General features: G+C 65.1%; 21 protein-coding genes and 2 pseudogenes. 15 read left to right on the top strand and 8 right to left on the bottom strand.

Features of this window, described 5'->3' with window-relative positions:
- Nucleotides 1-72 precede the first annotated feature (72 nt).
- The 3 genes from mnmE (at nucleotide 73) to B0G69_RS41335 (ending at nucleotide 3,230) form a co-directional block, all read left to right on the top strand.
- Entirely contained in the window at nucleotides 73-1,467 is a 1,395-nt protein-coding gene (mnmE, locus tag B0G69_RS06500) for a tRNA uridine-5-carboxymethylaminomethyl(34) synthesis GTPase MnmE (RefSeq protein WP_121316153.1), read from the top strand.
- A 171-nt stretch (nucleotides 1,468-1,638) separates the two neighbouring features.
- Nucleotides 1,639-2,844, top strand: a complete 1,206-nt coding sequence (locus B0G69_RS06495; RefSeq protein ID WP_121316152.1) for an integrase arm-type DNA-binding domain-containing protein — start codon at nucleotides 1,639-1,641, stop codon at nucleotides 2,842-2,844.
- Between the two features lie 224 nt (nucleotides 2,845-3,068).
- Nucleotides 3,069-3,230, top strand: coding sequence for a hypothetical protein (locus tag B0G69_RS41335; protein WP_175160359.1), 162 nt, complete (start codon nucleotides 3,069-3,071; stop codon nucleotides 3,228-3,230).
- A 93-nt stretch (nucleotides 3,231-3,323) separates the two neighbouring features.
- Here the strand turns inward: B0G69_RS41335 and B0G69_RS06485 are convergent, their stop codons facing one another.
- On the bottom strand, nucleotides 3,324-3,650 hold the full coding sequence (locus tag B0G69_RS06485; RefSeq protein WP_121316150.1) for an ecotin precursor: 327 nt from the start codon (nucleotides 3,648-3,650) through the stop codon (nucleotides 3,324-3,326).
- Nucleotides 3,651-3,947: 297 nt separating this feature from the next.
- On the opposite strand from B0G69_RS06485, the gene B0G69_RS06480 reads away from it, so the two are divergent.
- From B0G69_RS06480 to B0G69_RS06450, 7 genes are read left to right on the top strand one after another with little or no spacing between them, the layout of a single operon-like run.
- Nucleotides 3,948-5,573 (top strand): methyl-accepting chemotaxis protein, encoded by a 1,626-nt coding sequence (locus B0G69_RS06480; protein WP_121319146.1) that lies wholly within the window; start codon nucleotides 3,948-3,950, stop codon nucleotides 5,571-5,573.
- Nucleotides 5,574-5,628: 55 nt separating this feature from the next.
- A complete protein-coding gene (locus B0G69_RS06475) occupies nucleotides 5,629-6,093 on the top strand; it encodes a chemotaxis protein CheW (RefSeq protein ID WP_121316149.1) in 465 nt (154 codons plus the stop codon).
- The gene (locus B0G69_RS06470; protein WP_121316148.1) at nucleotides 6,090-7,547 is read left to right on the top strand and encodes a protein-glutamate O-methyltransferase CheR; all 1,458 of its coding nucleotides are present in this window, start codon (nucleotides 6,090-6,092) and stop codon (nucleotides 7,545-7,547) included. Before B0G69_RS06475 ends, B0G69_RS06470 begins: the two co-directional genes overlap by 4 nt.
- The gene (locus B0G69_RS06465; protein ID WP_121316147.1) at nucleotides 7,540-8,235 is read left to right on the top strand and encodes a chemotaxis protein CheW; all 696 of its coding nucleotides are present in this window, start codon (nucleotides 7,540-7,542) and stop codon (nucleotides 8,233-8,235) included. Before B0G69_RS06470 ends, B0G69_RS06465 begins: the two co-directional genes overlap by 8 nt.
- Nucleotides 8,232-10,628 carry a hybrid sensor histidine kinase/response regulator gene (locus B0G69_RS06460; RefSeq protein WP_121316146.1) on the top strand — a complete coding sequence of 799 codons (2,397 nt, stop codon included), beginning with the start codon at nucleotides 8,232-8,234 and terminating at the stop codon, nucleotides 10,626-10,628. Before B0G69_RS06465 ends, B0G69_RS06460 begins: the two co-directional genes overlap by 4 nt.
- A gap of 4 nt (nucleotides 10,629-10,632) precedes the next feature.
- Nucleotides 10,633-11,649, top strand: a complete 1,017-nt coding sequence (locus B0G69_RS06455; protein ID WP_121316145.1) for a chemotaxis response regulator protein-glutamate methylesterase — start codon at nucleotides 10,633-10,635, stop codon at nucleotides 11,647-11,649.
- A 55-nt stretch (nucleotides 11,650-11,704) separates the two neighbouring features.
- Nucleotides 11,705-12,814: a diguanylate cyclase gene (locus tag B0G69_RS06450; protein ID WP_121316144.1), complete on the top strand. Its 1,110-nt coding sequence runs from the start codon at nucleotides 11,705-11,707 to the stop codon at nucleotides 12,812-12,814.
- 9 nt (nucleotides 12,815-12,823) lie between these two features.
- Here the strand turns inward: B0G69_RS06450 and B0G69_RS06445 are convergent.
- A pseudogene (locus B0G69_RS06445) lies at nucleotides 12,824-13,042 on the bottom strand (hypothetical protein); the annotation flags it as partial.
- On the opposite strand from B0G69_RS06445, the pseudogene B0G69_RS06440 reads away from it, so the two are divergent.
- Nucleotides 13,042-13,452: pseudogene (locus tag B0G69_RS06440) on the top strand (Lrp/AsnC family transcriptional regulator); the annotation flags it as partial. The pseudogenes B0G69_RS06445 and B0G69_RS06440 overlap by 1 nt on opposite strands.
- A 24-nt stretch (nucleotides 13,453-13,476) precedes the next feature.
- Here B0G69_RS06440 and B0G69_RS06435 read toward each other — a convergent pair.
- The gene (locus B0G69_RS06435; protein WP_121316143.1) at nucleotides 13,477-14,298 is read right to left on the bottom strand and encodes an SDR family oxidoreductase; all 822 of its coding nucleotides are present in this window, start codon (nucleotides 14,296-14,298) and stop codon (nucleotides 13,477-13,479) included.
- A 177-nt stretch (nucleotides 14,299-14,475) separates the two neighbouring features.
- On the opposite strand from B0G69_RS06435, the gene B0G69_RS06430 reads away from it, so the two are divergent.
- A complete protein-coding gene (locus tag B0G69_RS06430; protein ID WP_121316142.1) occupies nucleotides 14,476-15,411 on the top strand; it encodes a GlxA family transcriptional regulator in 936 nt (311 codons plus the stop codon).
- A 71-nt stretch (nucleotides 15,412-15,482) separates the two neighbouring features.
- On the top strand, nucleotides 15,483-15,908 hold the full coding sequence (locus B0G69_RS06425) for an HIT family protein (RefSeq protein WP_121316141.1): 426 nt from the start codon (nucleotides 15,483-15,485) through the stop codon (nucleotides 15,906-15,908).
- 418 nt (nucleotides 15,909-16,326) lie between these two features.
- Here B0G69_RS06425 and B0G69_RS06420 read toward each other — a convergent pair whose 3' ends face one another.
- A complete protein-coding gene (locus tag B0G69_RS06420; protein WP_121319144.1) occupies nucleotides 16,327-16,506 on the bottom strand; it encodes a hypothetical protein in 180 nt (59 codons plus the stop codon).
- Between the two features lie 257 nt (nucleotides 16,507-16,763).
- On the opposite strand from B0G69_RS06420, the gene speG reads away from it, so the two are divergent.
- The gene (gene speG / locus B0G69_RS06415; RefSeq protein WP_121319142.1) at nucleotides 16,764-17,306 is read left to right on the top strand and encodes a spermidine N1-acetyltransferase; all 543 of its coding nucleotides are present in this window, start codon (nucleotides 16,764-16,766) and stop codon (nucleotides 17,304-17,306) included.
- 453 nt (nucleotides 17,307-17,759) lie between these two features.
- Nucleotides 17,760-18,098, top strand: coding sequence for a hypothetical protein (locus B0G69_RS06410; RefSeq protein ID WP_121316140.1), 339 nt, complete (start codon nucleotides 17,760-17,762; stop codon nucleotides 18,096-18,098).
- A 297-nt stretch (nucleotides 18,099-18,395) separates the two neighbouring features.
- Here B0G69_RS06410 and araH read toward each other — a convergent pair whose 3' ends face one another.
- The 4 genes from araH to B0G69_RS06390 form a co-directional block, all read right to left on the bottom strand.
- Entirely contained in the window at nucleotides 18,396-19,400 is a 1,005-nt protein-coding gene (gene araH / locus B0G69_RS06405; protein ID WP_121316139.1) for an L-arabinose ABC transporter permease AraH, read from the bottom strand.
- A 72-nt stretch (nucleotides 19,401-19,472) separates the two neighbouring features.
- Nucleotides 19,473-21,044, bottom strand: coding sequence for an L-arabinose ABC transporter ATP-binding protein AraG (gene araG, locus B0G69_RS06400; RefSeq protein WP_121316138.1), 1,572 nt, complete (start codon nucleotides 21,042-21,044; stop codon nucleotides 19,473-19,475).
- A 106-nt stretch (nucleotides 21,045-21,150) separates the two neighbouring features.
- A complete protein-coding gene (locus B0G69_RS06395; RefSeq protein ID WP_121316137.1) occupies nucleotides 21,151-22,155 on the bottom strand; it encodes an arabinose ABC transporter substrate-binding protein in 1,005 nt (334 codons plus the stop codon).
- A 170-nt stretch (nucleotides 22,156-22,325) separates the two neighbouring features.
- A complete protein-coding gene (locus tag B0G69_RS06390; protein ID WP_121316136.1) occupies nucleotides 22,326-23,774 on the bottom strand; it encodes an aldehyde dehydrogenase family protein in 1,449 nt (482 codons plus the stop codon).
- Between the last annotated feature and the right edge of the window lie 29 nt (nucleotides 23,775-23,803).

Genomic DNA, 23,803 nt, shown 5'->3' with positions numbered 1-23,803 from the left:
GCCCGCGTTACAATGCCTCGCGCTGTTCAACTGCCGCCGTCCCGCCCTTCTCTCCGCCTTTCTCGACGCCCCATGCTCACCACCGATTCCGATCCCATCGTCGCCATTGCTACCGCGCCCGGCCGGGGAGGCATCGGTGTCGTGCGGATTTCGTTCGGCCGCGCGGCAGAGGCGGCGGCCCAGCCGCTGATGCAGGCGCTCACCGGACAAGCGCTCGCGCCACGCCACGCCAGCTACGTCCCGTTTCTGGACGACAGCGGTAAAGCGCTCGATCGGGGCATCGCACTGTATTTTCCGGCGCCGCATTCGTACACCGGCGAGCACGTGCTCGAGCTGCAGGGCCACGGCGGTCCGGTCGTGTTGCAACTCGTGCTGCAGCGCTGTATCGACGCCGGCCGCGCATTCGGCTTGCGTCTTGCCGAGCCGGGCGAATTCACCCGCCGCGCGTTCCTGAATGACAAGCTCGATCTGGCGCAGGCCGAAGCCGTCGCGGATCTGATCGAGGCCAGCACCGAGGCCGCCGCGCGTTCGGCCGGCCGCTCGCTCGACGGCGCATTTTCGCGCGACATCCACGCGCTGGTCGAAGAGGTGATCACGCTGCGCATGCTGGTCGAGGCGACGCTCGACTTTCCGGAAGAAGAAATTGACTTCCTCGAAGCCGCCGATGCGCGCGGCAAGCTGGCCCGCATTCGCGAGCGCCTCGCGCACGTGCTGAGTGAAGCGCGCCAGGGCGCGTTGCTGCGCGAAGGTTTGTCGGTGGTGCTCGCGGGCCAGCCGAACGTCGGCAAATCGTCGCTGCTGAATGCGCTGGCGGGCGCCGAGCTGGCCATCGTGACGCCGATCGCGGGCACGACCCGCGACAAGGTCGCGCAAACCATCCAGATCGAAGGCATTCCGCTGCACGTGATTGACACTGCCGGTCTGCGCGACACCGAAGACGAAGTGGAGAAGATCGGCATTGCGCGCACCTGGAGCGAAATCGAGCGTGCGGACGTGGTGCTGCATCTGCTCGACGCACGCACCGGCATGACCGCCGAGGACAAAGCGATCGCCGGGCGCTTTCCGGGCGGTGTGCCGGTGGTGCGCGTGCTGAACAAGACCGACCTGACGGGCCTGGTGCCGGCGACCCAGGCACTTGACGCGGATCTCGATCTCAGCGAGGTGCGCTTGTCGGCGAAACAGGGTGACGGCGTCGCGCTGTTACGCGGCGAGTTGCTGCGGATCGCCGGCTGGCAGGCCGGCGCGGAAAGCGTGTACCTGGCGCGCGAGCGGCATCTGATCGCATTGCGCGCCGCCGAGGAGCATCTGGCGACGGCGGCCGCCCACGCGGATCAGAACTCGCAGGCGCTGGATCTGTTCGCCGAGGAATTGCGGCTCGCACAGGATCAGTTGAATTCGATTACCGGTGAGTTCAGTTCGGATGATCTGCTGGGGGTGATTTTCAGCAGATTTTGTATTGGCAAGTAGCAGTGGAACTGAGATTCGTGGGATTGCTCGGCTGGTAGGCATTTTCCCGACTTCCGGGCACCGCATCGCAAGTTACCTTCATTAACGTTGTTGACGCAAAAATCGCCGAATCTTTGGTACACAGCACACATAAGCGCTAAAATCGCCGCTGTCCGTCTCAACGATCCGAGCATGCCCCGCCTCGCTGTCCCCCTCACTGAATCCCAGATTCGCGCGCTCGAACCGCGCGCTACCCGCTATTGCGTCGCCGACGGCAACGGCCTCGTCATCGAAGTCATGACCACTGGCACCAAGATCTGGCGCTTTCGCTACACCCTGAACGGCAAGCGCCAGCCGCTCGCGACCATCGGCGACTACCGGATGATCTCGCTGCGCGTCGCGCGGGCCAAGGCACAGAAATACGCGGAGATGGTCGCGCAAGGCATCTCGCCGGTTGCCACCGCCCGGCGCGATCGCGGAGCCGAAAGCAAGGCGGACGTGCTGCGCGAAGCCGCCGACCTCTACCTCGCCACCGCCATGGCCGGCAAATCGGCCGAATATCGCCGCACCACCCGGCGCGCGCTCGACAAGGACGTATTGCCCGCGATCGGCGGCAAGCCGATCAACGCGGTCACCGCGGATGACATCGTCGAAATCTGCGAGCGGATCAAAAATCGGGGCTCGCCGAAAATGGCGCTCCACACGCGCAACGTGGTCAAGCGCCTCTACGCCTATCTGATGGCGCGCCAGCTCGCAACCGGCAATCCGGCCGAGGTCGTTCCGGCGCGCTCGATCGCCACCTTCGACAGCCGCACTCGCGTGCTCTCCGGCGCGGAAATCGGCAACATGCTGCGCGCGATCGACGCGTCGAGCATTCGCCGCCCTCTGAAACTGGCGCTGCATCTGCTCGTGCTGACGATGGTGCGCAAGTCGGATCTGGTGGAATCGACGTGGGCCGAATTCGATCTGGACAACGCGCTGTGGACGATTCCCGCCGCGCGTCTGAACATGGGCCGGGACCGCATCGTCTATTTGCCGCGTCAGGCGGTCTCGATGCTGCGCGAGCTTCACAGCGCCGGGGCCAGCCGAAAATTCGTTTTCCCGAGCGTCCGGGGCGACGATCGGCCCATCGCGAAGAGCACGTTGAATCAGGCGGTCAAGGCGCTCGGGCTCGACGTTGAACATTTCGTGCTACACGACTTCCGGCGTACCGCGTCGACGCATGTGCGCAAACTCGCGCAGGGAGACGACACGCTCGACGGCGTATCCGCGCTTGCTGCCGACGCTCTCTCGTCAGAGGACAAAGCGGTGCAGCAGCGTCGAATCCTGCAAGGTTGGGCGGACTTCGTCGATCAACAGCTCGAAACCGCGCGGCGTATGGCAAGTCACCCGGCCTGACGAACGTTTTCGCCTTTTGCGAAGGGTAATTTTTAGGTACACAACTCGACCAACCAGGTCGGCAAGCCGATGATCTGAATCAAAAATAAAATTGTCCGCTAGGTTTCAAAGGTGAGCTTTTGTCTGGCATAAAGCGCGCCGCCAAATCGCTTCACACGGTTCTTTTTTCCCCGATTCCCATCGCCTAAACTGAAGCATCGATGCAAGCCGATACGGAGGTTCCGATGCCTGAATCGTTGATCGCTTATTTGCTGGGGCCGGCCGTCATGATCGTGATCGGCCTTGCCATCTGGGCGGCGTCCCTCTATCACCGCACGACGAAGCCGCCAAGGCTCGAGCGCTGGCTCGATACGCACTATGCGGAATGGCTGCATCAGAAACATTGAGCAAACGCTGACCGGTGCATTCAATGCAAAGGCCGTCGCATCGAGCGACGGCCTTTTTTCTGCGGCATGCCGGGGTTGCGCGCTCTCGGACGATCACCAGCCCGGTTGCGGCTGCCCATATCCATACTGTGCCGGCGGCGGCGCAGCGCAAGCGACATAGCCGCGCTGATACGGGTCATAGCAGTATCCCGGCGGCGGCCCCGCATAGACCGGAGCGGGTTGGTAAGCCGGCTGCGCATAGACAGGCTGCTGGTAAGCCACCACCGGCGCGGGTGTCAACGCGGAACTCACCACCGCGCCGAGCACGGCACCGCCGATCAGCGCACCGACCACGTCGCCACCGCCATGACCGTGAGCCGAAGCTTGCCCTGCCATGCTCAGACTTCCCACCATCACCAACGCCACTGCGATCTTTTTCATTTTCAGCTCCCGCCGTTCAGGCATGGAATGGATTGTGAAGGGAGTCCGTAGAAATAGATGCTGCAAGTGGTAACGGAACATTACGTTACAAACGCCCTCGCGAACGTCGTCCGCCGTCCCACCGCCAATTGACAATTGCGAAACAATCTCCCGATCAATGTAAAATCCGCCGCGTAAGCCGTCGGACAAATCCACCAATCCGACGACCCGCCAAGCTTGCTGATCCGTCGATTACGGGACAGACCGGTGTCAGCAAGCCGGGAATCGGGGACCAAGCCAAAAGTAAGGGACGTGCGCGTGAAACAATGGACCATCCGTCAACGGATTCTGTGCAGCTTCGGGATCGTGCTGATCGTGATGCTGGTAATGGCAATCGTCACTTTCCAGCAACTTGGCGCGATCGACCGTGACGCGAAGAGTCAGCAGCAGGACTCGATGCCCGGCCTCTACTACGCGACCGCGATGCGTGCGGCCTGGTTCGAGAACTATTCGGTGACGCAGCGTCTGATCTACGTCGACGCGGACCCCGACGCCGTCAAGCGCGATGCGACGCGTTTGCAGGAAACCCAGCAGACGCTCCAGAAGCTGATCGAGGACTACAGCTCGACCATCTCCCGCCAGACCGACCGGGACCTGTTCAACCATTTCCGCCAGCAGCACGCGCAGTACCTGCCAATCCAGACCGCGTTGCTCGACACCCTGCCGGCTTCGAAGGACAACGCCGCGCGCATCTTCAACACGCAGCTCACGCCGATCTGGGAAACCGGCCGGTTGTCGGTGCGCAAGCTGGTTGAAGACAACAAGAGCTACGCCGACCAAGCCACGGACAGCATCCGCAATTCGGTCGAGACCACCCGCATCGTGTTGCTCGTGATGCTGCTGCTCGCCGCGATTGCCGCCGTGCTGGCCGGTTACTGGCTGCTGCGCGCGGTGACCACGCCGATGGCCAAGGTGTTGCAAGTGGTCGACGTGATGCGCACGGGCGACCTGACGCAACGCCTGCATCTGAATCGCGCAGACGAGATCGGCGCGCTCGAAGCCGGTTTTAACCGGATGACCGACGAACTCACCGCGCTGGTCGGCCAGGCCCAGAAATCGGCCATGCAGGTCACCACGTCGGTGACGGAAATCGCCACAACCTCGCGCGAACAGCAAGCCACCGCGAACGAAACCGCCGCCACCACGACCGAGATCGGCGCGACGTCGCGGGAAATCTTCGCGACCTCGCGCGACCTGCTGCGCACCATGAACGAAGTATCGGATGTGGCGGGCCAGTCGGCGGCACTCGCGGGCACCGGCCACGCCGGTCTCGCGCGCATGGAAGAAACCATGCGCCTCGTGATGGAAGCGGCCGGCTCGGTCAACGCGAAGCTCGCGATCCTCAACGAGAAGGCCAGCAACATCAACCAGGTGGTCGCCACCATCACGAAGGTCGCGGACCAGACCAACCTGCTCTCGCTGAACGCGGCGATCGAAGCGGAAAAAGCGGGCGAATACGGCCGCGGCTTCGCGGTCGTGGCGACCGAGATCCGCCGCCTCGCCGACCAGACCGCCGTCGCGACCTACGACATCGAACAGATGGTCAAGGAGATCCAGTCGGCGGTGGCCGCAGGCGTGATGGGCATGGACAAGTTCTCCGAGGAAGTGCGGCGCGGCATGCTCGACGTGCAGAACGTCGGCGGCCATCTCACGCAGATCATCCAGCAGGTGCAGCAACTCGCGCCGCGCTTCTCGATGGTCAACGACGGGATGCAGACCCAGGCGACCGGCGCCGAGCAGATCACCCAGGCGCTGACGCAGTTGTCCGAGGCCGCGCAGCAGACGGCGGAATCGCTACGGCAGTCGACTCAGGCGATCGACGATCTGACGCACGTCGCCAACAGTCTGCGCACCGGCGTGTCGCGCTTCAAGGTGGTGGCCTGACGCGCGCCGCAAGGCGAACCCGCCAGCGCCCCGCTTCGTCACTGCTCACACGCCGATGCTCTTCATCCTCTTCACGCTCGATAGCGAACGCTACGTGATCGACGCGACGCAGGTGGAGCGTCTGATGCCGCTCGCGCCGCAATCGCCGCCGAAGGCGATTCCCGGCGCGCCGTCGTGGGTGGCGGGCGTGCTCGATTACGAAGGCGCGCCGCTGCCGCTGATCGATCTGCCCGCACGGGCGCTCGGCCGTCCGGCCGCACAGCTGATGTCGACGCGCGTCGTGCTGGTGCGCTATCCGCATGCGGGCGCCGTGCGGCTGCTCGCGCTGCTGCTCGAAGGCGCGACCCGCACGCTTCGTCTGGATGCCGAAGCATTCCACGAGACCGGCATCGACGTGCCGCACGCGCGCTATCTGGGCCCGGTCGCGAGCGACGCGGGCGGCTTCGTGCAGTGGGTGCGCACCGAACATCTGCTGCCCGACGACGTCAAGGCGCTGCTGTTTCCCGAGGCGCACGCATGAACGCGCATCACGACAACGCGCCGCTCTATCGACGCTTCGCCGAACTGCTGCATCGAACCATGGGGCTCGACGCGGCGTCGCTCGGTCATCACGCAATCGAGCGCGCGGTCGATCAGCGCGCCGCCGCATGGCGCGCGCAGAGGCCTGCCGCAGCCACGCTCGCCGACTATTGGGACGCGATGCAGGCATCGCCGGCGATGGTGCAAGCGCTGATCGAAACCGTGGTGGTGCCGGAGACCTGGTTCTATCGCGACGCCGACGCGTTCCACGCGCTCGCCCGGCTTGCGCACGAACGTCTTCACGAACGCGCGGCCGGACTGCCGCTGCGCATCCTGAGCCTGCCCTGCTCGACCGGCGAAGAGCCATACACGATCGCGATGAGTTTGCTCGACGACGGCATCGACGCCGCGCGTTTTCGCATCGACGCAATGGATATCAGCGAACGTTCGCTCGCGCTTGCGCAGCGAGCGCTCTACGGGCGCAACTCGTTTCGCGGCAATGCGTTCGCTTTTCGCGACGCGCATTTCACCCGCACCGAAGACGGCTGGCGTCTCGCGCCGCGCATCGTCGACACGGTGCGCTTCTCGTGCGCCAATCTGATGCAGATCGACGCGGCGGCGCTCGGCGTCTACGACTTCGTGTTCTGCCGCAACGTGCTGATCTACTTCGACCGTGAAACGCAGCAGACCGCGTTGCACGCGCTCGATAGCCTGTTGGCGGAGAACGGCACGCTGTTCGTCGGTCCAGCGGAAACCGGGCTGCCGATGCGCCACGGTATGCAGTCCGCGAAGATTCCGCTGGCGTTCGCGTTTCGGCGCGCCGCGCCCGCCGACGCGCCGTGGCACGGCCGGCACACCGCGCCGCTCGCCGGCGCCCTCGCGATGACGCATTCGCCGGTGCCTGCGCTCGCGCCTGCGCTGGCGTTTGCTGCCGAGCCTTTTGCATGGACCGATCCGGTCGCGGGCGCAGCGCTCGACGAGGTGACGCGAAGCGCGTCGCTCGATGGTGCGGCCCGCCCCAATCTGTTCTACAACGGCAGTGCGCGACATGCTGGCACGCCACCGATCCCCGTAACGCCCGCGCTTAACTCGCAACCGCCGCAGACCAACGCTTCGCCGCCGCATGCGCCGACCACCGCCGCACGCGACACACTCCGGGCCGCGCACGCACTCGCCGACGCCGGGCGTCTGACGGAAGCCGCCGCCGCGATCAACGCGTACCTGGAGCAGCACGCGCCGCACGCCGACGCGTTCTACCTGCTCGGCGTGCTGGCCGACGCCAGCGGCGACACGCACCTCGCGCGCGGCCAGTATCGCAAGGCGCTCTATCTCGAGCCGCAGCACGCGGAAGCGCTCGCGCATCTGGCGGCGCTGCTCGAACTCGAAGGCGATCGCGACGGCGCGCGCCGCCTGATGCAACGCGCGACGCGCGCACAGGGAGCGCCACGTGGCTGACGATCGCAGGGTGGGCTTCGACGATTGCTGGAACCGCATCGGCGTGCGCGGCGATTCGTCGTGCGAGCGGCTGGCCGACTACGTGCGCTGCCTGAATTGCCCCGTGTTCGAAGCGGCCGCCGCCAAACTGCTCGATCAGCCAATTCCGCGCGTGGATCTGTCACGCCATGACATCCGCACGGCCGCTCAACCGCGGCACGACGCGCGGGGAACGAACGAATCGTTCCTCGTGTTCCGGATCGGCGCCGAATGGCTCGCGCTGCCCACGCCGATCTTCAAGCGCATCGTGCAGACGCGGCCGATTCACACGTTGCCGCACCGGCAGCATCGCGCGGTGCTCGGTGTGGTCAATGTGCAGGGCGAATTGCTGGTGTGCCTGGCGCTCACGCACCTGCTCGGTTTCGAAGCCGACACCACCACCGCTGCCGCTGCGCGCGACGGCCAGCCGTCGCGCCACGATCTGCCGCGCCTGCTGGTGGTCTCGCGTAACGAAGAGCACGCGGTGTTTCCCGTCGATCAGGTCGACGGCGTGCATTGGCTCGCGCCGTCCACTTTCTGCGCGCCGCCCGCGACGCTGTCGCAAGCAGCCGCCGCGCACACGCGCGCGGTCGCGCCGTGGCGCGGCATGAGCGTCGGCCTGCTCGACGCCGACGCGCTGTTCGACACGCTGAACCGGAGCCTCGGATGACCGACGACCCGCGCCGCCCGTCGTTGATCGATCTGTTCCGCGAAGAAGCGCGGACCCAGGCGCGCGTGCTCAACGACGGCCTGCTCGTGCTCGACCGCGCACCCAACGACGCCGCCGCGCTCGAAGCCTGCATGCGCGCCGCACATTCGTTGAAGGGTGCGGCGCGCATCGTCGGCGTGCAGGTCGGCGTCGAACTCGCGCATGCGATGGAGGACTGCTTCGTCGCCGCGCAGGAAGGCCGTGCGCTGCTCGACGCCGCGTGGATCGACGAATTGCTGCGTGGGGTCGATATCGTCGCGCACATCGGCAACGATGAAGACGAGTCGGCGCGTGACGCGGTCGGCGCATGCGTGGCTGCGTTGCAGGCGCGCATGGCGAGGGTGGCGCCGCATGGGGCTCCGCTGCGGCGCGAGGGGGCGCCACCGGTCGCCGCGGGGTCAGTGGTGTCAGCGCCGACGCCTCGCGCGGTCATTGAACCGTCGGCGGCCCGGGCCGATCCGCCCGCCGACGCCGATGCCGCGTTCAACCTGCTGGCCGATACGCTGCGCGCGCAAGCCTCGACGACGCCCGTGCCCGCCATGCCCGCGAGCATCGCGGCCGATACACCCACCGCACCGGCCAGCACGAGCAGCACCGCCAACGACCCCGGCCGCATGCTGCGCGTGCGCGCCGACAACCTCGACCGGCTGCTGTCGCTCTCGGGCGAATCGCTGGTCGAATCGCGCTGGCTGAAACCCTTCGCGCAATCGATGCTGCGAGTCAAACGCGTACAGCGCGACAGCACCCGCGCGCTCGATCAGCTGCACGAAACGCTTGCCGACCTGAAGCTCGATCCGCGTGCGCACGCGGCGCTCGAAGAACTGCGACGCCTCACCGCCGAATCGCAGCATCTGCTGGCCGAACGTCTTGCCGATCTCGAAAGCTTCGACCGCCGCTCGACGCATCTGTCGCAACAGCTTTACGACGCCGCGCTGCAATGCCGGATGCGCCCGTTCGGCGACGGCACCGGCGGACTCGCACGCATGGTGCGCGACGTCGCGCGGTCGCTCGGCAAGAAAGTGCGCTGGCAACTGGTCGGCGAATCGACCCAGGTGGACCGCGACATTCTCGATCTGCTCGAAGCGCCGCTCGGCCACCTGCTGCGCAACGCGCTCGACCACGGCATCGAAGCACCCGCCGTGCGGCTCGCGCGCGGCAAAGCGGAGGAAGGCACGCTTACGCTCGACGCGCGTCATACGGCCGGCGCGTTGCTGATCACCGTCTCAGACGACGGCGCGGGCATCGACCTCGCCGCGCTGCGCGCGTCGATCGTGCGCAAGAAGCTGGCGAGCGAGGACACGGCCGCGCGTCTGTCGGAAGCCGAGCTGCTGGAATTTCTGTTCCTGCCCGGCTTCTCGCTACGCGATCAGGTAACCGAAGTGTCGGGCCGCGGCGTCGGACTCGACGCGGTGCACGACGTCGTCAAACGCGTGCGCGGCAGCGTGCGCATCACCCAGGAGCCGGGCCTCGGCACGCGCGTGCAATTGCAACTGCCGCTCACGCTGTCGGTGATCCGCAGCCTGCTGATCGAAGTCGCGGGCGAGCCGTACGCGGTGCCGCTCGCGCACGTGAACCGCACGCTGCACGTGAGCCGTGCGGACATCGAACTGCTCGAAGGGCATCAGCACATCGCGTTCTCGGGGCGGCGCATCGGCGTCGTCACCGCGCACCAGATTCTCGACACCGCGCCGCCCGCCAATGAAGACGGCGCCGTCTGCATGATGGTGATCGGCGACGGCCCGCAAACCTACGGCGTGGTGGTCGACCGTTTTCTCGGCGAGCGGATGCTGGTCGTGCAGCCGCTCGACCCGCGTCTGGGCAAGATCCGCAACATCACGGCCGGCGCGCTGATGGAAAACGGCGATCCCGTGCTGATCGCCGACGTCGACGACTGGCTGCGTTCGGTCGAGCGGCTCGTGGCGGGCGGCGAGTTGCGGCACGCGCAGCATGGCGGCACTTCGACGGCGCAGCGCGTCGTCCGGCGCGTGCTGGTGGTCGACGATTCGCTCACCGTGCGCGAACTCGAACGCAAGCTGCTGGCCACGCGCGGTTATGACGTGACGATCGCGGTCGACGGCATGGACGGCTGGAACGCGGTGCGCGGCGAACGCTTCGATCTCGTCATCACCGACATCGACATGCCGCGCATGGACGGCATCGAACTCGTCACGCTGATCAAACGCGATCCGCAACTCCAGGCGCTGCCGGTGATGATCGTGTCGTACAAGGATCGCGAAGAGGATCGCCGCGCAGGTCTCGACGCGGGCGCGGATTACTATCTGGCGAAAGGCAGTTTTCATGACGAAGCACTGCTCGATGCGGTGCGTGATTTGATCGGCGAGGCCTACGGGTAAACGGATGAAGATCGGAATCGTCAACGACATGCCGCTCGCCGTCGAGGCGCTGCGGCGCGCCCTCGCCGCCCGTCACGACTACGACGTGCTGTGGGTCGCGCAGGACGGCGAGCAGGCGGTCGATTTCTGCGCCGCGCAGCGGCCCGATATCGTGCTGATGGATCTGGTGATGCCGAACATCGACGGGATCGAGGCCACGCGCCGCATCATGGCGCGCGCGCCGTGCGCGATCCTGATCGTCACCGTCGACGTGGGCGCGAACGCGTGGCGCGTCTACGAGGCGATGGGCGCGGGCGCGCTCGACGCCGTCGATACGCCGTCGCTGAGCGGTCCCGATGCGCACCGGAGCATCGCCACGCTGATCGCGAAGATCGATCGCATCGGCGCGCTCGTCAAGGAGCGCCACGCGCCCGGCGCGGCGGCCGCGGCGGGGATCGCACGCGTGACGAATCGCGATACGCCGCTGGTGGCGATCGGCGCGTCGGCGGGCGGACCGGCCGCGCTCGCCACGCTGCTCGCCGGGCTGCCGAAGGATTTCAACGCGGCGGTCGTGATCGTGCAGCACGTCGACGCGGCGTTCGCCGCCGGCATGGCGGACTGGCTGAACCAGCAATCGGCGTTGCCGGTGCGGATCGCACGCGAAGGCGACCGGCCGCAGGCGGGCCTCGCGCTGCTCGCTGGCACCGACGATCATCTGCATCTCAAACTGCCCGACGCACTCGGCTACACGCGCGTGCCGGAAGAAACGCCGTATCGCCCTTCCGTCGATGTGTTTTTTCACAGCGTGGTGGCGCGCTGGCCGGCGCGTGCGATCGGCGTGCTGCTGACCGGCATGGGCCGCGACGGCGCGATCGGTCTCAAGGCGATGCGCACCAAGGGCTATCACACGATCGCGCAGGACGAAGCGACCAGCGCCGTGTATGGCATGCCGAAAGCGGCCGCCGCGCTTGGCGCGGCCGTTGCGATCCTGCCGCTGCCCCGGATTGCCGCCGCGCTCGCCGCTGCGGCGAGCGCGCAATAGAACGCACCGGCCACCGACGAGCCCGATTCACTGACATTCATTCTGGCTGAACATCATGGACACTCCCGAACCGCATCAGAACGCCGCTGCGCGAGGCCTTGCAGAACCCGACGCGAATGCGCAGGCGCTCGCGGAGGACGCGCCCAACCTCGCCATCGATGACGCGTTGGCGCGCATCCTCGGCAATCCACCCGCGGCGGAGTGCCCGATCATGGTGTTGCTGGTCGACGACCAGGCGATCATCGCCGAGGCGATTCGCCAGGCGCTGGCCGACGAAGCGAGCGTCGACTTCCACTATTGCGCGTCGCCCGAAGACGCGGTGCAGTGCGCGGAGGAAACCCGCGCGACCGTGATCCTTCAGGATCTCGTGATGCCGGGCACCGACGGTCTCACGCTGGTGCGGCAATACCGGCAGAATCCGGCGACCCGCGACATTCCGATCATCGTGCTGTCGACCAAGGAAGAGCCGCTCGTGAAAAGCGCGGCCTTTGCCGCCGGTGCCAACGATTATCTGGTGAAGCTGCCGGACCGCATCGAGCTGATCGCTCGCATCCGCTATCACTCGCGCTCGTATCTGAACCTGCTGCAACGTGACGAGGCTTACCGGGCACTGCGTCAATCGCAACAGCAGTTGCTCGCGACCAACCTCGAATTGCAGCGGCTCACGCATTCGGACGGGCTGACGGGTCTGTCGAACCGCCGCTATCTCGATCAATACCTGGCCGCCGAATGGCGCCGCGGTACGCGTGACAAGACCGGCCTCGGCTTCCTCATGATCGATGTGGATAACTTCAAGGCCTACAACGACACCTATGGGCACGTCGCCGGCGACGAAGTGCTCAAGCGCGTCGCGCAAACCGTCGAGTCGTGTCTCGGGCGCTCACCCGATCTCGCGGCGCGCTTTGGCGGCGAAGAGTTCGCGGTGGTGGTGCCGGGCACGTCGGCGGGCGGCTTGCGCCTGCTCGCCGAAAAAATCCGCCTCGCGATCGAGGCGCTGGCGATCCCGCATGCGGGCTCGGCAAGCGGCGTCGTGACGATCAGCATCGGCGCGGCGACGCTCGTGCCGTCGGCCGCCGAGCCGGTGACGACGCTGATCGAAGCCGCCGATGTCGGCCTGTATCGCGCGAAGCGGGATGGGAAAAATCAGGTGGCGGTGAGCGGCTGATTGGCCTTCTCAGCACTGCCACGGCGCCGCGCCGGCCGGCGCATCACCACGATACTTATTGCGCGCAGCATCCAGCACACGGGCCTCGATTGCGCCGTCGTCCGCGAGCGCCTGCAGCGCGGCCAACACGATAGCCTTGCGATCCACTTCGAAGAATTCGCGCAACGCCTGGCGCGTGTCGCTGCGGCCGAAGCCGTCGGTGCCGAGCGTCACATAGCGGCGCGGCACCCTGCTTCAATCGCGTGCGGGCGCTCGAAAAGCTGGGCCTGTTCAAGCAGCAGGTCACGTTGCTGAACCCGGAGCCGCTCGGGCTGCGCATCAACGTGTTCATTCAGGTGAGTCTGGAAAAACAGGTGGAAGACGCGCTGCTGCGCTTCGAGCAGGCGATTTCGGAGCGGCCCGAGGTGATGGAGTGCTATCTGATGACGGGCGACGCCGACTATCTGCTGCGCGTGGTGATGCCGGATATGCAGACGCTCGAGCGGTTCATCGTCGATCATCTGACGAAGATTCCGGGCATCTCCAATATCCGCTCGAGCTTTGCGCTCAAACAGGTGCGATACAAGACGGCGCTGCCGTTGCCATCGTCGGGATTGACGCTGGCCGATCCCGACGATGTGGCGACGGACTGGCGGTGAACTGCGCCGCCAGTCGATTCGTCGTCAGGCGGCGGCCTTGGCGCGCGTATAACGCTCCGCCGGCAGCTTGTGCGACAGATTCGGCTGCAACTGCTGGCGAGCGCTGTTCAACCGGTCCCAATCGGCCGCGTCCGGCAGCGCCGGGATCGTCACCAGTTCGCCCTGGTCGAGACCGGCAAGCGCGGCGTCCACCATGTCCTCGGCGGTCATCACGATCTGCGCGGGCAGATTCTCGATGGCCAGTCCCGCGCGGTCCCAGAACGCCGTGCTGGTCGCGCCCGGCAACACCGCCTGCAACTTCACGCCCTTGTCGCCCACTTCGTGATGCAGCGATTGCGTCAGGTTCAGCACATAGGCCTTGGTGCCGCTGTACGTCCCGTTCAGAAGCTCCGGCGCCAAGGCCACGATCGACGAAATATTGATCACCACGCCGTTACCCCGCTCGATGAAGCCGGGCACCGCCGCCGCGGTCAGACGCGTGAGCGCGGTCACGTTCAGGTCGATCATCTTTTCGAGTTCGTCGATGTCCGAGTCGATCAACGGGGCCGACGCGCCGACGCCCGCGTTGTTGACCAGCATCGTGATCGCGCGGTCCGCGCGCAGCCGCTCCTCGATGCGCCGCACGTCGGCCTTCACGGTCAGATCGGCGCTGACGGTATCCACGTGGCGTCCGGTTTCCTGCGTCAGATGCTCGGCGAGACCCTTCAGCCGTTGACCGTCGCGTGCGACGAGGATCAGGTCGTAGCCGCGCCGCGCGAGGCGATCCGCATACACCGCGCCGATGCCCGACGACGCCCCCGTCACCAGTGCCGTCCCTTTGCTGCCTTTGCCTGCTTGCGTTGCCATTTGGAGCGCTCCTTGCGGGCCTGGCGCGTCGCGCCGCTGCCCTATCCGTTGAATGAGACAAGCCGTGAACCTGCGCCGCCGCCCGCTTTCGGCCGGCAAGACACTGTTGACGAGACAAGTCTAGGCGCGTAGTCTTTTGTCTCAAATGTCGTATTTACCTCGTTTCAGGACATCGCGATGAAGCATATCGGCGTGGTGGTTTTTCCCGGCTTCCAGATTCTGGATATGGTCGCGGTCGCGATATTCGAGCTGGCGAATCTGGAAGCCGGCCAACCCGAGTACGAGGTGGAGACCATCTCCGAGCACGGCGGGATGGTGCGTAGCTCGTCCGGCGTCGAGGTCGCCACGCGAGCCTTCGGCGATCCCGCCTACGACACCGTGATCGTCACGGGCGCGATGCAGATCGCGCCGTCGTCGCCGGGCATGCTGGCGTTTCTGAACCGTGCGCTCGTCGCGTCGCGGCGCACCGCCAGCATCTGCACCGGCGCCTTCGCGCTGGCCGAGGCAGGCATTCTCGATGGCCGCCACGCGACCACCCACTGGGTTCACGCGCGCACCCTGCAAGAACGCTTTCCCGCGACGAGGGTCGACGACGACCGCATTTTTATCGTCGACGGTTCGGTGTGGACTTCGGCGGGCATGACGGCATGCATCGACCTGTGCCTCGCGCTGGTCGAAAACGATCTCGGCGTGGACGTGTCGCGCGCGATCGCGAAAAAACTCGTGGTGTATCACCGGCGCACCGGTGGGCAGTCACAATTTTCGGCCATGCTGGAGCTCGAGCCGAAATCCGACCGCATCCAGAACGCACTCTCGTATGCGAAAAGCCATCTGCACGAGCCGTTGACGGTCGAGCAGCTGGCCGACATCGCGCACCTGAGTCCGCGCCAGTTCAGCCGGGCGTTTCGCGACGAAACCCGGCAGTCGCCGGCCAAGGCCATCGAGTCGTTGCGCGTCGAAGCCGCGCGCGCGATGCTCGAAGCAGGCCGTCATTCGATGGAAGCGGTCGCCGCCGACACCGGTTTTATCGACACCGAGCGCATGCGCCGCGCGTTTCTACGCGCTTACGGCCAGCCGCCGCAGGCGATCAGGCGTGCCGCGCGTGCGCTGTAACAGATGTAGTAGACAATGTCGGCAGCCCTGCCTTATATCGATCCGAACTTGCAACCAGGAAAGGAAGCGCGATGAACTACGACGACAGCAATCCGTTCGCAAGAATTCTGCGTGGTGAACTGCCCTGCATCAAAGTGGCCGAAAACAATGCCGCGCTGGCGTTCATGGACTTGATGCCGCAAGCCGACGGCCATCTGCTGGTCGTGCCGAAAGAGCCGGTGGCAGAGATTTTCGAGTTGTCGGATGCGTCGCTGGTGGCGAGCATGCGCATGACGCAGAAGCTCGCGATCGCCGTTCGCGCGGCCTTGCACCCCGACGGCGTGTTTATCGGCCAATTCAACGGCGCTGCGGCAGGACAGACCGTGCGGCACGTGCATTTTCACGTGATCCCGCGCTGGGAAGGCCAGCCGTTGAACATGCATGCGCGCGATGTCGCCGATGCGGACACGCTCGAGGCGCTCGCCAAGCGCATTCGCGCGCATTGGCGCGCCGACTGAGGCCGGGCGCCGGGGCACGTGGTCATGCGCCGTAACAAGTGTAATAGCGGCCGAAACAAGCGGCGCGCGCGGCGCGACTAGACTGTTATCTGCCTTGTAGCCTCAAGGCAACGAGTGTGGATCTCTTTTTAAGCCTGCCCGCAACGGCAGGCTTTTTTCTTTGCGATGCAGCGCGCCGGGCGAGATAAAAATTGGGTTGCATAAAAAACCCGCACTTGGCGGGTTGTTGACACATTCACGATGGCGCGGCGGCGGCACGTGGTGGCGACGCTTCATCCCTGGACATACGCCCGCGGGCGCTTACATTCGGCCTTCGGATACGCGTTGGCGACAGCCGGCGCACGAAACTTAACGGCCCGCCATTCCAACATGGCGGGCGCGTTGCGCGCCCTGCCGCACACAGAAGCGCTGCGGCGCTTCAGAGACGGTCTCGCGTGCGGCGCAGCGGATGCCGCCAGTCCATCCGCCGATGCCTCAGACGCACGGGCCGCATGTCATGCAGGTGACGATGTTCCTGCCACAGTTCGTCCGAAAAAAGAAACGCGACGATGAGCAGCGGCACGACGAGGAATACGCCCAATATCAATTGCTCGATCACGGTGGCCTCCGATCGCAGGAGCATAATTTCATTGTAGAGCACCGTGCGTGCCGCGCCGTACCGAAACGGGCGGCAGCTAGCGTTTGGCGATTCGAAGCTTCCGCCCTCCCCGGCGTGGGCGGCCTTGGCGGTTCTGTGTGCGTTTCGCACGCTTTTTGCAGACGCAAAGCTGTATCGGGCAGACCGTGCAGGAACGGCGCGGGCCACGGCCGGGCGCGCGCGCAGACTCACGCAAATTAACGGTTCAGGGGGATTCGATGACGACCGAACGAAGCAGCGAACTCACGTTGCGCCCACTTGAACGCACCGATCTGCGCTTCGTCCATGAAGTGAACAACAACGCGAAGATCATGCGTTACTGGTTCGAGGAGCCGTATGAGACGTTCTCCGAACTATCCCAACTTTACGATCAGCACGTGCACGATTTGCGCGAACGACGCTTCGTCGCGGTGGACAACGTGGGCCAGACGATCGGCGTCGTCGAATTGATCGAACTGGATTACATCCACCGGCGCGGCGAATTCCAGATCATCATCGCCCCACACGCTCAAGGCCGCGGCTACGCCACCGTCGCAACGCAGCTCGCGATCGACTACGCGTTTTCAGTGCTGAACTTGCGCAAGATCTATCTGATCGTCGACAAGTCGAATACCGCCGCGATTCATATCTACGAAAAATGCGGTTTCCGGCACGAGGCGGAACTGATCGAAGAATTTTTCGGCAATGGCCGGTATCACAATGCATTGCGCATGTGCATGTTCCAGTCGGAGTTCTTCAACGCCGGCAAGCACGTCGAGTGACCGCGTGCACCCGCAGCAGGTCGCGTGGGTTTGGCCGTGGCCGCGCGGATCGATTGCCTGGCATTGTTTATTTTCTGCATGCACACCGTTATTTCGCATTTCTCAATGACGCGGCCGAACGACTTTGTGTGCGATGCACAAAGTGCGCTATTTAATTGTATTAAATCGCTTAATTGATGCTGCGCGTTTACGCGAATGCGTGCGGCGAAAGCTTGACTGTTAAAGCACTGCGCCCCGCCGGGTTCTTATTTATCCGTGTTATTGCCCACCGTTTAGACCACTGCACGGGGCCAAAGTCGCTGCGACAGCAGGTGCGACAATTCGCCACTGTTGCGACCGCACACAAGATGTGCTTGTCGTTCGTTGACGTTCTTCTAAAGTGCAAGTTGCGGGTTCAACGTTAAAGTTAAATACATAGCTAACCTGAGTATTCAACCCGCACCGGAGGAACATATGAAAATGCGCATCGCCGTTGTTTTCGCCATTGCGGGTTTGGCTGCCGCGACTGTTCAGGCGCAAGACGTCGTGATCAAGCCGCAGCAAACCATCCAGTTCAAGGCCAACGCCTATGGTTGTCTGTCGAAGGATAAACTCGACGCCGCCGACCTGCATGCACGAGCCGGCGAACAGCAAAAAATGCAGGAATTCTTCTCCGGATATCAGTGCGTGTCGACACCGCAGGACTCGAGTTTCCGGGTCGTACGCGTGGTCGGCCACGATGTCGAATTCGTGAATTCCGGCAATAGCGATACGCAAGGTTTGTGGGCAAACGATCGATTTATCAAGCAATAAACCGATCGTCGAACTGCGCGCCGCCATTCTGGAATAAATGGCGGAATGCGGTTTCTCGCGAATTGAAAAAACTTCGAGCGATTCCAAGCCGAAGAGTGCAAACCTGCGAGTAAAAATGGCCGGGCATTGAAATGCCCGGCTTTTTTATGCCCACGCGCGTGCGCTGTACTTTTCAGCAAGCCAGAAAGAGGCCAGAAAAAGGCCGATGCGGATTCTCGATCCGCATCGGCAGTACGCCTTCTCGCAAAGCGCAGGAACAACTCTAGAATCGACGCGACGGCGTCGGCCGCCCGTGCGTCAGTGCACGCGCTTGCTGCGGCGGAACTGGTCAAACAGCACCGCCAGCAGCAGAATCCCGCCGCGGATCAGGTATTGGTAAAAAGTCGGCACGTTCAACAGGCTCATCGCATCCTGCACCGAACCCATGATCAGCACGCCGACCAGCACGCCGGAAATCGTCGCGACGCCGCCCGTCAGGGAAACGCCGCCCAGCACGCAAGCCGAAATCACGCCGAGTTCGAGCCCGACCGACGTTTTCGGATCGCCGAGACTCATGCGCGACGCCAGCATCACGCCGGCGAAGCCCGTCACGAGGCCTTGCAGCACGAACACGGTGATCTTGATCCGCGTCACCGGCAGGCCGGCCAGCACGGCGGCCTCGCTGTTGCCGCCGACGGCCAGCACGTTCTTGCCGAACACGGTCTTCTTCAGCAGGAAGCCGAACAGCACGAAGCCGATGATATTGCTCCAGATCGGAAACGAGATGCCGAGGAACGAGCCGCCGCCGAGATCGAAGAAACGCTCTTCGGAAATCATCACGGCGTCGCCGTTCGACGTGATGAACGCGAGGCCGCGCACGACCTCCATCATCGCGAGCGTGACGATCAGCGAGTTGATCTTGTAGCGCGCGACCAGCACGCCGTTGACCAGGCCGACTGCGCCGCCCGCGAGCACCCCGACCGCGACGCCCAGCAGCACGCTATGCGTCGCGGTGATCACCGTGGATGCCGCCACGCCCGCGAACGCGACGATCGACGCCACCGACAGATCCACCTCGCCGAGGGCGAGGACGAACATCATCGTGACGGAGATCGAGCCGATCAGCGTGACGGAGAGCAGCAAGCCCTGGATATTGCGCGAGCTGAGAAAGTCCGGCACGGTGAACGACAGCACCGCGAACAGCATGATGAACACCATCACGATGCCGGACTTGTTGATCAGGTCCCAGGTGCGCGCGGCGCGCGCGCTCAGGCCCGCGGAAGCGACGGCTGGGGTCGGGGAGTCGGTGGAGGGTGTCTGCATGATGTCTGTTCCGTTTCAATAAGCGCGATTCAGTGGCTTGTTCGGTTCGAGTCGAGTGGGTGGAGCGGGGCGTCAGCGCGGCAGCGCGAGCTTGATCAGCGCATCCGGCGTGGCCTGCGCCTTCGGCAGGTCGCCGACGATGCAGCCTTCCTTCATCACGATCACGCGATCCGCGACACCGATCACTTCGGCGAGATCGCTCGACACGACGATGACCGTGCGGCCCGCTTCGGCGAGCCCGTACAACAGTCCGTAAATCTCGCTGCGCGCACCGACGTCGATGCCGCGCGTGGGTTCGTCCATCAGGAACACGTCGATCTCTTCGGCGAGCCAGCGCGACAAAATCACTTTCTGTTGATTGCCGCCGGACAGCGTGCCGATCGGCGTCTCGGCGTTGCGCGTCTTGATCGCGAGCTTGCCGATGAATTCTTTGGCGGTCTGCGCTTCCTTGCGGCCGTTGAGCACGTGAAAGCGGCTGAAATGGCGGCGGCAACTGATGTTGACGTTGTCCGACACCGAGGCGATCGATACGATGCCTTCCTGTTTGCGATCTTCCGGGCACAGCGCGATGCCCGCGCGCACCGCGTCGCGCGGCGAGGCGAAGCGCACGCGCTTGCCCTTGAGCGTGATTTCGCCGGCGGCCGGCTTGACCGCGCCGTAGATCAGCTTCATCAACTCGGACCGGCCCGCGCCGACGAGCCCGAAAAAGCCGACGATCTCGCCTTTGCGCGCCGCGAACGAAGCCGGTTCGCGCAAGCCGCGTCCCATCAGATCCTGGACCTGCAGTTGCACGTCGCCGAGTTCGCGCGAGCGATAGCCGTACACGTCGGCGATCGAGCGGCCCACCATGCAGCTGATCAGGCGATCGCGATCGAGTCCCGCGCCGGCTTCGAACGTGTCGATGCGGCGGCCGTCGCGAAACACCGTGACGCGGTCGCACAGCTCGTACACTTCCTCCATCCGGTGCGTGACGTAGATGATCGCGCGGCCTTCGGCCCTGAGCGCACGGATGATCCGGAACAGCTGCGTGGTTTCGCGCGACGACAGCGAACTGGTCGGTTCGTCGAAAGCGATCACGCGCGCGTCGCGCATCAGCGCCTTGCCGATCTCGATCATCTGGCGCTGGCCGATCGACAGATTCTTGACCTGCTGCGACGGATCGATCTTTTCGCCGAGCCGCTCCAGCTCACGCACCGCACGCGCGACCAGCGCCTTTTCGTCCAGTACGCCGAAGCGATTGGGCAGCGCGCCGAGCATCAGGTTTTCCGCGACGGTCAGCTCCGGCACGAGGTGCAGTTCCTGGTAGATGATCGCCACGCCAGCCGCGATGGCTGCCTTCGTCGTGGTGAACTGCTGCACGACCCCGCCGAGCGACAGCGTGCCCGCCGCCGGCTGATTCACGCCGGACAGCACCTTGAGCAGCGTCGATTTGCCGGCGCCGTTTTCGCCCATCAGACCATGCACTTCGCCGCGCCGCACTTCGAGCGACACCTGGTCGAGCGCGAGCACGCCGGGAAAGCGCACGGTGATGCCGTCGAGTTGCAGATACGGTTGCGCGTCATCGACGAAGACAGAGACGGGCGAGGGCGCTTGCGCCGACAGCGCGACTGCGTCGCCGGGAGACTCGGTGGGTATGGACGTCATTGGAAAACCTCAAGCGGTGAACAACTCAACTACCGTGCTGACGACTGCGCGGGCCGGTCTCGCGTGAGCGGAGCCGGCCCGCCGAACCTGCGGACTCGAAGCGGGCTTAGATGCCCAGTTCCTTACGCACGTCCTGCCAGTTGCTGCGCACCATCAGCTTGCCGGTGGTCTGCGTGTCGGCGGGCGGCTGCTTGCCGTCCTTGATCCACTCGACGAGGTTTTCCGTGCTGTCCTTGCCATGGTTGGTCGAGCTCACGGCGATCGTGCCGTAGAAGCCCGTCGGTTCCTTCTTCTGGAACTCGGCAAACGCTTCGCCCGCGCCGTTGATGCCGACGCCGATCACGTCGGCCGCCGGAATATGCAGTTGCTCGGTCGCGCGCACGCCGCCCAGCACGCTTTCCTCGTTGAGCGCGAAGATCACCCACTTCTTGATGTTCGGATGCTGTGCGAGCACCGGCGACGACGCGTTGAAGCCGCCTTCGTCATCGGTCGTCTTCTGCGGGGCGTCGAAAATGTTTTCCTTCTTGAAGCCGCCAGCCAGCAGCGATTGCGTCGCGCCGTCGGTGCGCAGCTTCGCGGTCGGCAGTTCGTAGTTCGTGATGCGCAGCGCGCCGACTTCTTCAGGCTTCCAGCCGCGGCGCTTCATTTCCTCCGAGATCGCCGTGCCGACCTGATTGCCGATCTTGAATGCCGACATGCCGAGGTGCGGCACGTTCGCGAGCGGCTTGCCGGTGGAGTCGACCAGTTGGTCGTCGACGGTGACGAACTTCATGTTGTAGCGCTTCGCGCGCGCCTGAATCGCCGGTCCGAGGCGTACGTCGGGCGCGCAGATCACGAAGCCCTTCGCGCCTTGTGCGCCGAGGTTGTCGATCGCGGCCAGCACTTTTTCGCCATCCGGCGTGCCGATGTTGACGACCGAGAAACCGTCCTTCTGGCCGAGCGCGGTTGCGGCTTTCTGTTCGTTGATGAACCACGCCTGTTCCGGCATCTTCACGAGAAAGCCGACTTTGAGCGGCTGATCCGCGTGCGCGGAAAGTTGCATGGCGAACGGAGCGGCGAGGGCGGCGGCGGCCATCGCGGTGAGGGTCAAACGGCGAAGCTTGCTGGTCATTGCGTGTCTCCTGAGGTTGAAAAGCTGCATTGATTTCGTTAGCGTGCAGCAGGGTCATGCGCGGCGGCGTCAGCCGGGGCGCGAATGAAGCTTGGGATGCGCGGCGCATCGGATTGCGGCTGCGCGATAAACGGCACGGTGGGGAAGGCCATGCGTGACATTCATCGCAATCAGCCCGCGACATAGGCCGTTTTCACGGCCGTCCAGAACGCTGCGTCGGTGGCGCCGTAGGCGGACGCCTTGCGGCCGCCGCCGGGCGCGTGGTGCTCGACGGTCGTGGTCGGCAGATTGATCGTGACGAGGCCGCTCTGGACGTGGCGGCGGAAATGCCGCGCGCGTTCGAGCGAGCGTGTGCAGATGCCGGCGCACAAGCCGTAGGTGGTGTCGTTCGCCAGATGCAGCGCGTGGTCGTAGTCGTGCGCGCGCAGCACGACGGCGAGCGGCCCGAAAATCTCCTCGCGCGCGATGCGGTGTTCCGGCTCGCCGATGAAGAGCGCCGGTTCGAAGAAGTAGCCGCGCGTCGCGCGCTCCAGTTGCTGGCCGCCGCGCACCAGTTGGGCGCCTTCCTGCTGACCGATGCGCACGTAGTCCAGGTTGCGCTCCAGTTGCGCGGCGTTGGCGACCGGGCCGATGTCCGTGCCGTGCTTCAACGCGTGATCGACCGAGAGTTTGGCGAGCTTCGTGCGCAATGCGTCGACGAACGGCTCGAACACCGCGCGCTCGACGATCAGCCGGGCCGCCGCCGTGCTGCGCTGACCCGTCGAGCTATAGGCGCCGCTCAAGGCGGCATCGACCGCGCCGTCGAGATCCGCATCGGCCAGCACCACGAACGGATTCTTGCCGCCCATCTCCAGTTGCACACGCACCTGACGGGCGGCCGCGGCCTGCAGCACGCGCGTGCCGGTGTCCGTCGAGCCGCTGAAGCTGATTGCCGCCACCAGCGGATGTGCGACGATCCGCGCGCCGACCTGGCGGCCGCTGCCCATCACCAGATTGAACACGCCCGCGGGCAAGCCCGCGCGGCCGATGATCGAAGCCAGCGCCGCCGCGCAAGCCGGCGCCGACTCCGCCGGCTTGAAAACGACGCAGTTGCCGTGCGCGAGCGCGGCGCCGATCTTCGCCGCGGCGATCGCCAACGGCGCGCTCCACGGTGTGACGATGCCGACCACGCCGAGCGGTTCGCGCGTCACGTCGATTTCGACGCCCGCGCGCGCCGATGCCAGCGGCTCCGCAAACGCACGCAGCGTTTCGGCGGCGAACAGCTTGAAAATCTGCCCCGCGCGCGTGGCTTCGGTTTGCGCCTCGGGCAAGGTCTTGCCGATTTCGCGCGCGAGCAGCCGGGCGAGTTCGTCGCGGCGGCCCAACATCTCGGTGCCGATCGCGTCGAGCGCGTCCGCGCGTCGCTGCGCCGACGCCAGCGACCAGTCGCGAAACGCCGCGTGCGCGGCTTCGATCGCCGTATCGGTCTGCCGCACGTCCGCGCGGACGTATTCGCCGACCGGCTCGTCGAGGTCCGACGGGTTCAACGACACGCCCGCGGTCGCGCCCGTCTCCCATCCGCCATTGATGTAATGGCGAAACGGACTGGCAACGAGCGGGACGAGCGAATCGCGGTTCATCGAAGGGCGCCACGTGGGAAGCTTGGAAA

This window comes from Paraburkholderia sp. RAU2J, from assembly GCF_003634845.1.
Lineage (GTDB): Bacteria > Pseudomonadota > Gammaproteobacteria > Burkholderiales > Burkholderiaceae > Paraburkholderia > Paraburkholderia fynbosensis.
This window is presented reverse-complemented; position numbering and strand designations above follow the sequence as displayed.

Excerpts from the sequence above, each read along its gene's own strand:
- araH (WP_121316139.1), bottom strand. The coding sequence starts at position 19,400 with ATGCAGACACCCTCCACCGACTCCCCGACCCCAGCCGTCGCTTCCGCG.
- B0G69_RS06495 (WP_121316152.1), top strand. The coding sequence starts at position 1,639 with ATGCCCCGCCTCGCTGTCCCCCTCACTGAATCCCAGATTCGCGCGCTC.
- B0G69_RS06410 (WP_121316140.1), top strand. The coding sequence starts at position 17,760 with ATGAAAATGCGCATCGCCGTTGTTTTCGCCATTGCGGGTTTGGCTGCC.
- B0G69_RS06430 (WP_121316142.1), top strand. The coding sequence starts at position 14,476 with ATGAAGCATATCGGCGTGGTGGTTTTTCCCGGCTTCCAGATTCTGGAT.
- B0G69_RS06460 (WP_121316146.1), top strand. The coding sequence starts at position 8,232 with ATGACCGACGACCCGCGCCGCCCGTCGTTGATCGATCTGTTCCGCGAA.
- B0G69_RS06450 (WP_121316144.1), top strand. The coding sequence starts at position 11,705 with ATGGACACTCCCGAACCGCATCAGAACGCCGCTGCGCGAGGCCTTGCA.
- speG (WP_121319142.1), top strand. The coding sequence starts at position 16,764 with ATGACGACCGAACGAAGCAGCGAACTCACGTTGCGCCCACTTGAACGC.
- B0G69_RS41335 (WP_175160359.1), top strand. The coding sequence starts at position 3,069 with ATGCCTGAATCGTTGATCGCTTATTTGCTGGGGCCGGCCGTCATGATC.
- B0G69_RS06395 (WP_121316137.1), bottom strand. The coding sequence starts at position 22,155 with ATGACCAGCAAGCTTCGCCGTTTGACCCTCACCGCGATGGCCGCCGCC.
- B0G69_RS06475 (WP_121316149.1), top strand. The coding sequence starts at position 5,629 with ATGCTCTTCATCCTCTTCACGCTCGATAGCGAACGCTACGTGATCGAC.
- B0G69_RS06455 (WP_121316145.1), top strand. The coding sequence starts at position 10,633 with ATGAAGATCGGAATCGTCAACGACATGCCGCTCGCCGTCGAGGCGCTG.
- araG (WP_121316138.1), bottom strand. The coding sequence starts at position 21,044 with ATGACGTCCATACCCACCGAGTCTCCCGGCGACGCAGTCGCGCTGTCG.
- B0G69_RS06425 (WP_121316141.1), top strand. The coding sequence starts at position 15,483 with ATGAACTACGACGACAGCAATCCGTTCGCAAGAATTCTGCGTGGTGAA.
- B0G69_RS06390 (WP_121316136.1), bottom strand. The coding sequence starts at position 23,774 with ATGAACCGCGATTCGCTCGTCCCGCTCGTTGCCAGTCCGTTTCGCCAT.
- B0G69_RS06485 (WP_121316150.1), bottom strand. The coding sequence starts at position 3,650 with ATGAAAAAGATCGCAGTGGCGTTGGTGATGGTGGGAAGTCTGAGCATG.
- B0G69_RS06470 (WP_121316148.1), top strand. The coding sequence starts at position 6,090 with ATGAACGCGCATCACGACAACGCGCCGCTCTATCGACGCTTCGCCGAA.
- B0G69_RS06435 (WP_121316143.1), bottom strand. The coding sequence starts at position 14,298 with ATGGCAACGCAAGCAGGCAAAGGCAGCAAAGGGACGGCACTGGTGACG.
- mnmE (WP_121316153.1), top strand. The coding sequence starts at position 73 with ATGCTCACCACCGATTCCGATCCCATCGTCGCCATTGCTACCGCGCCC.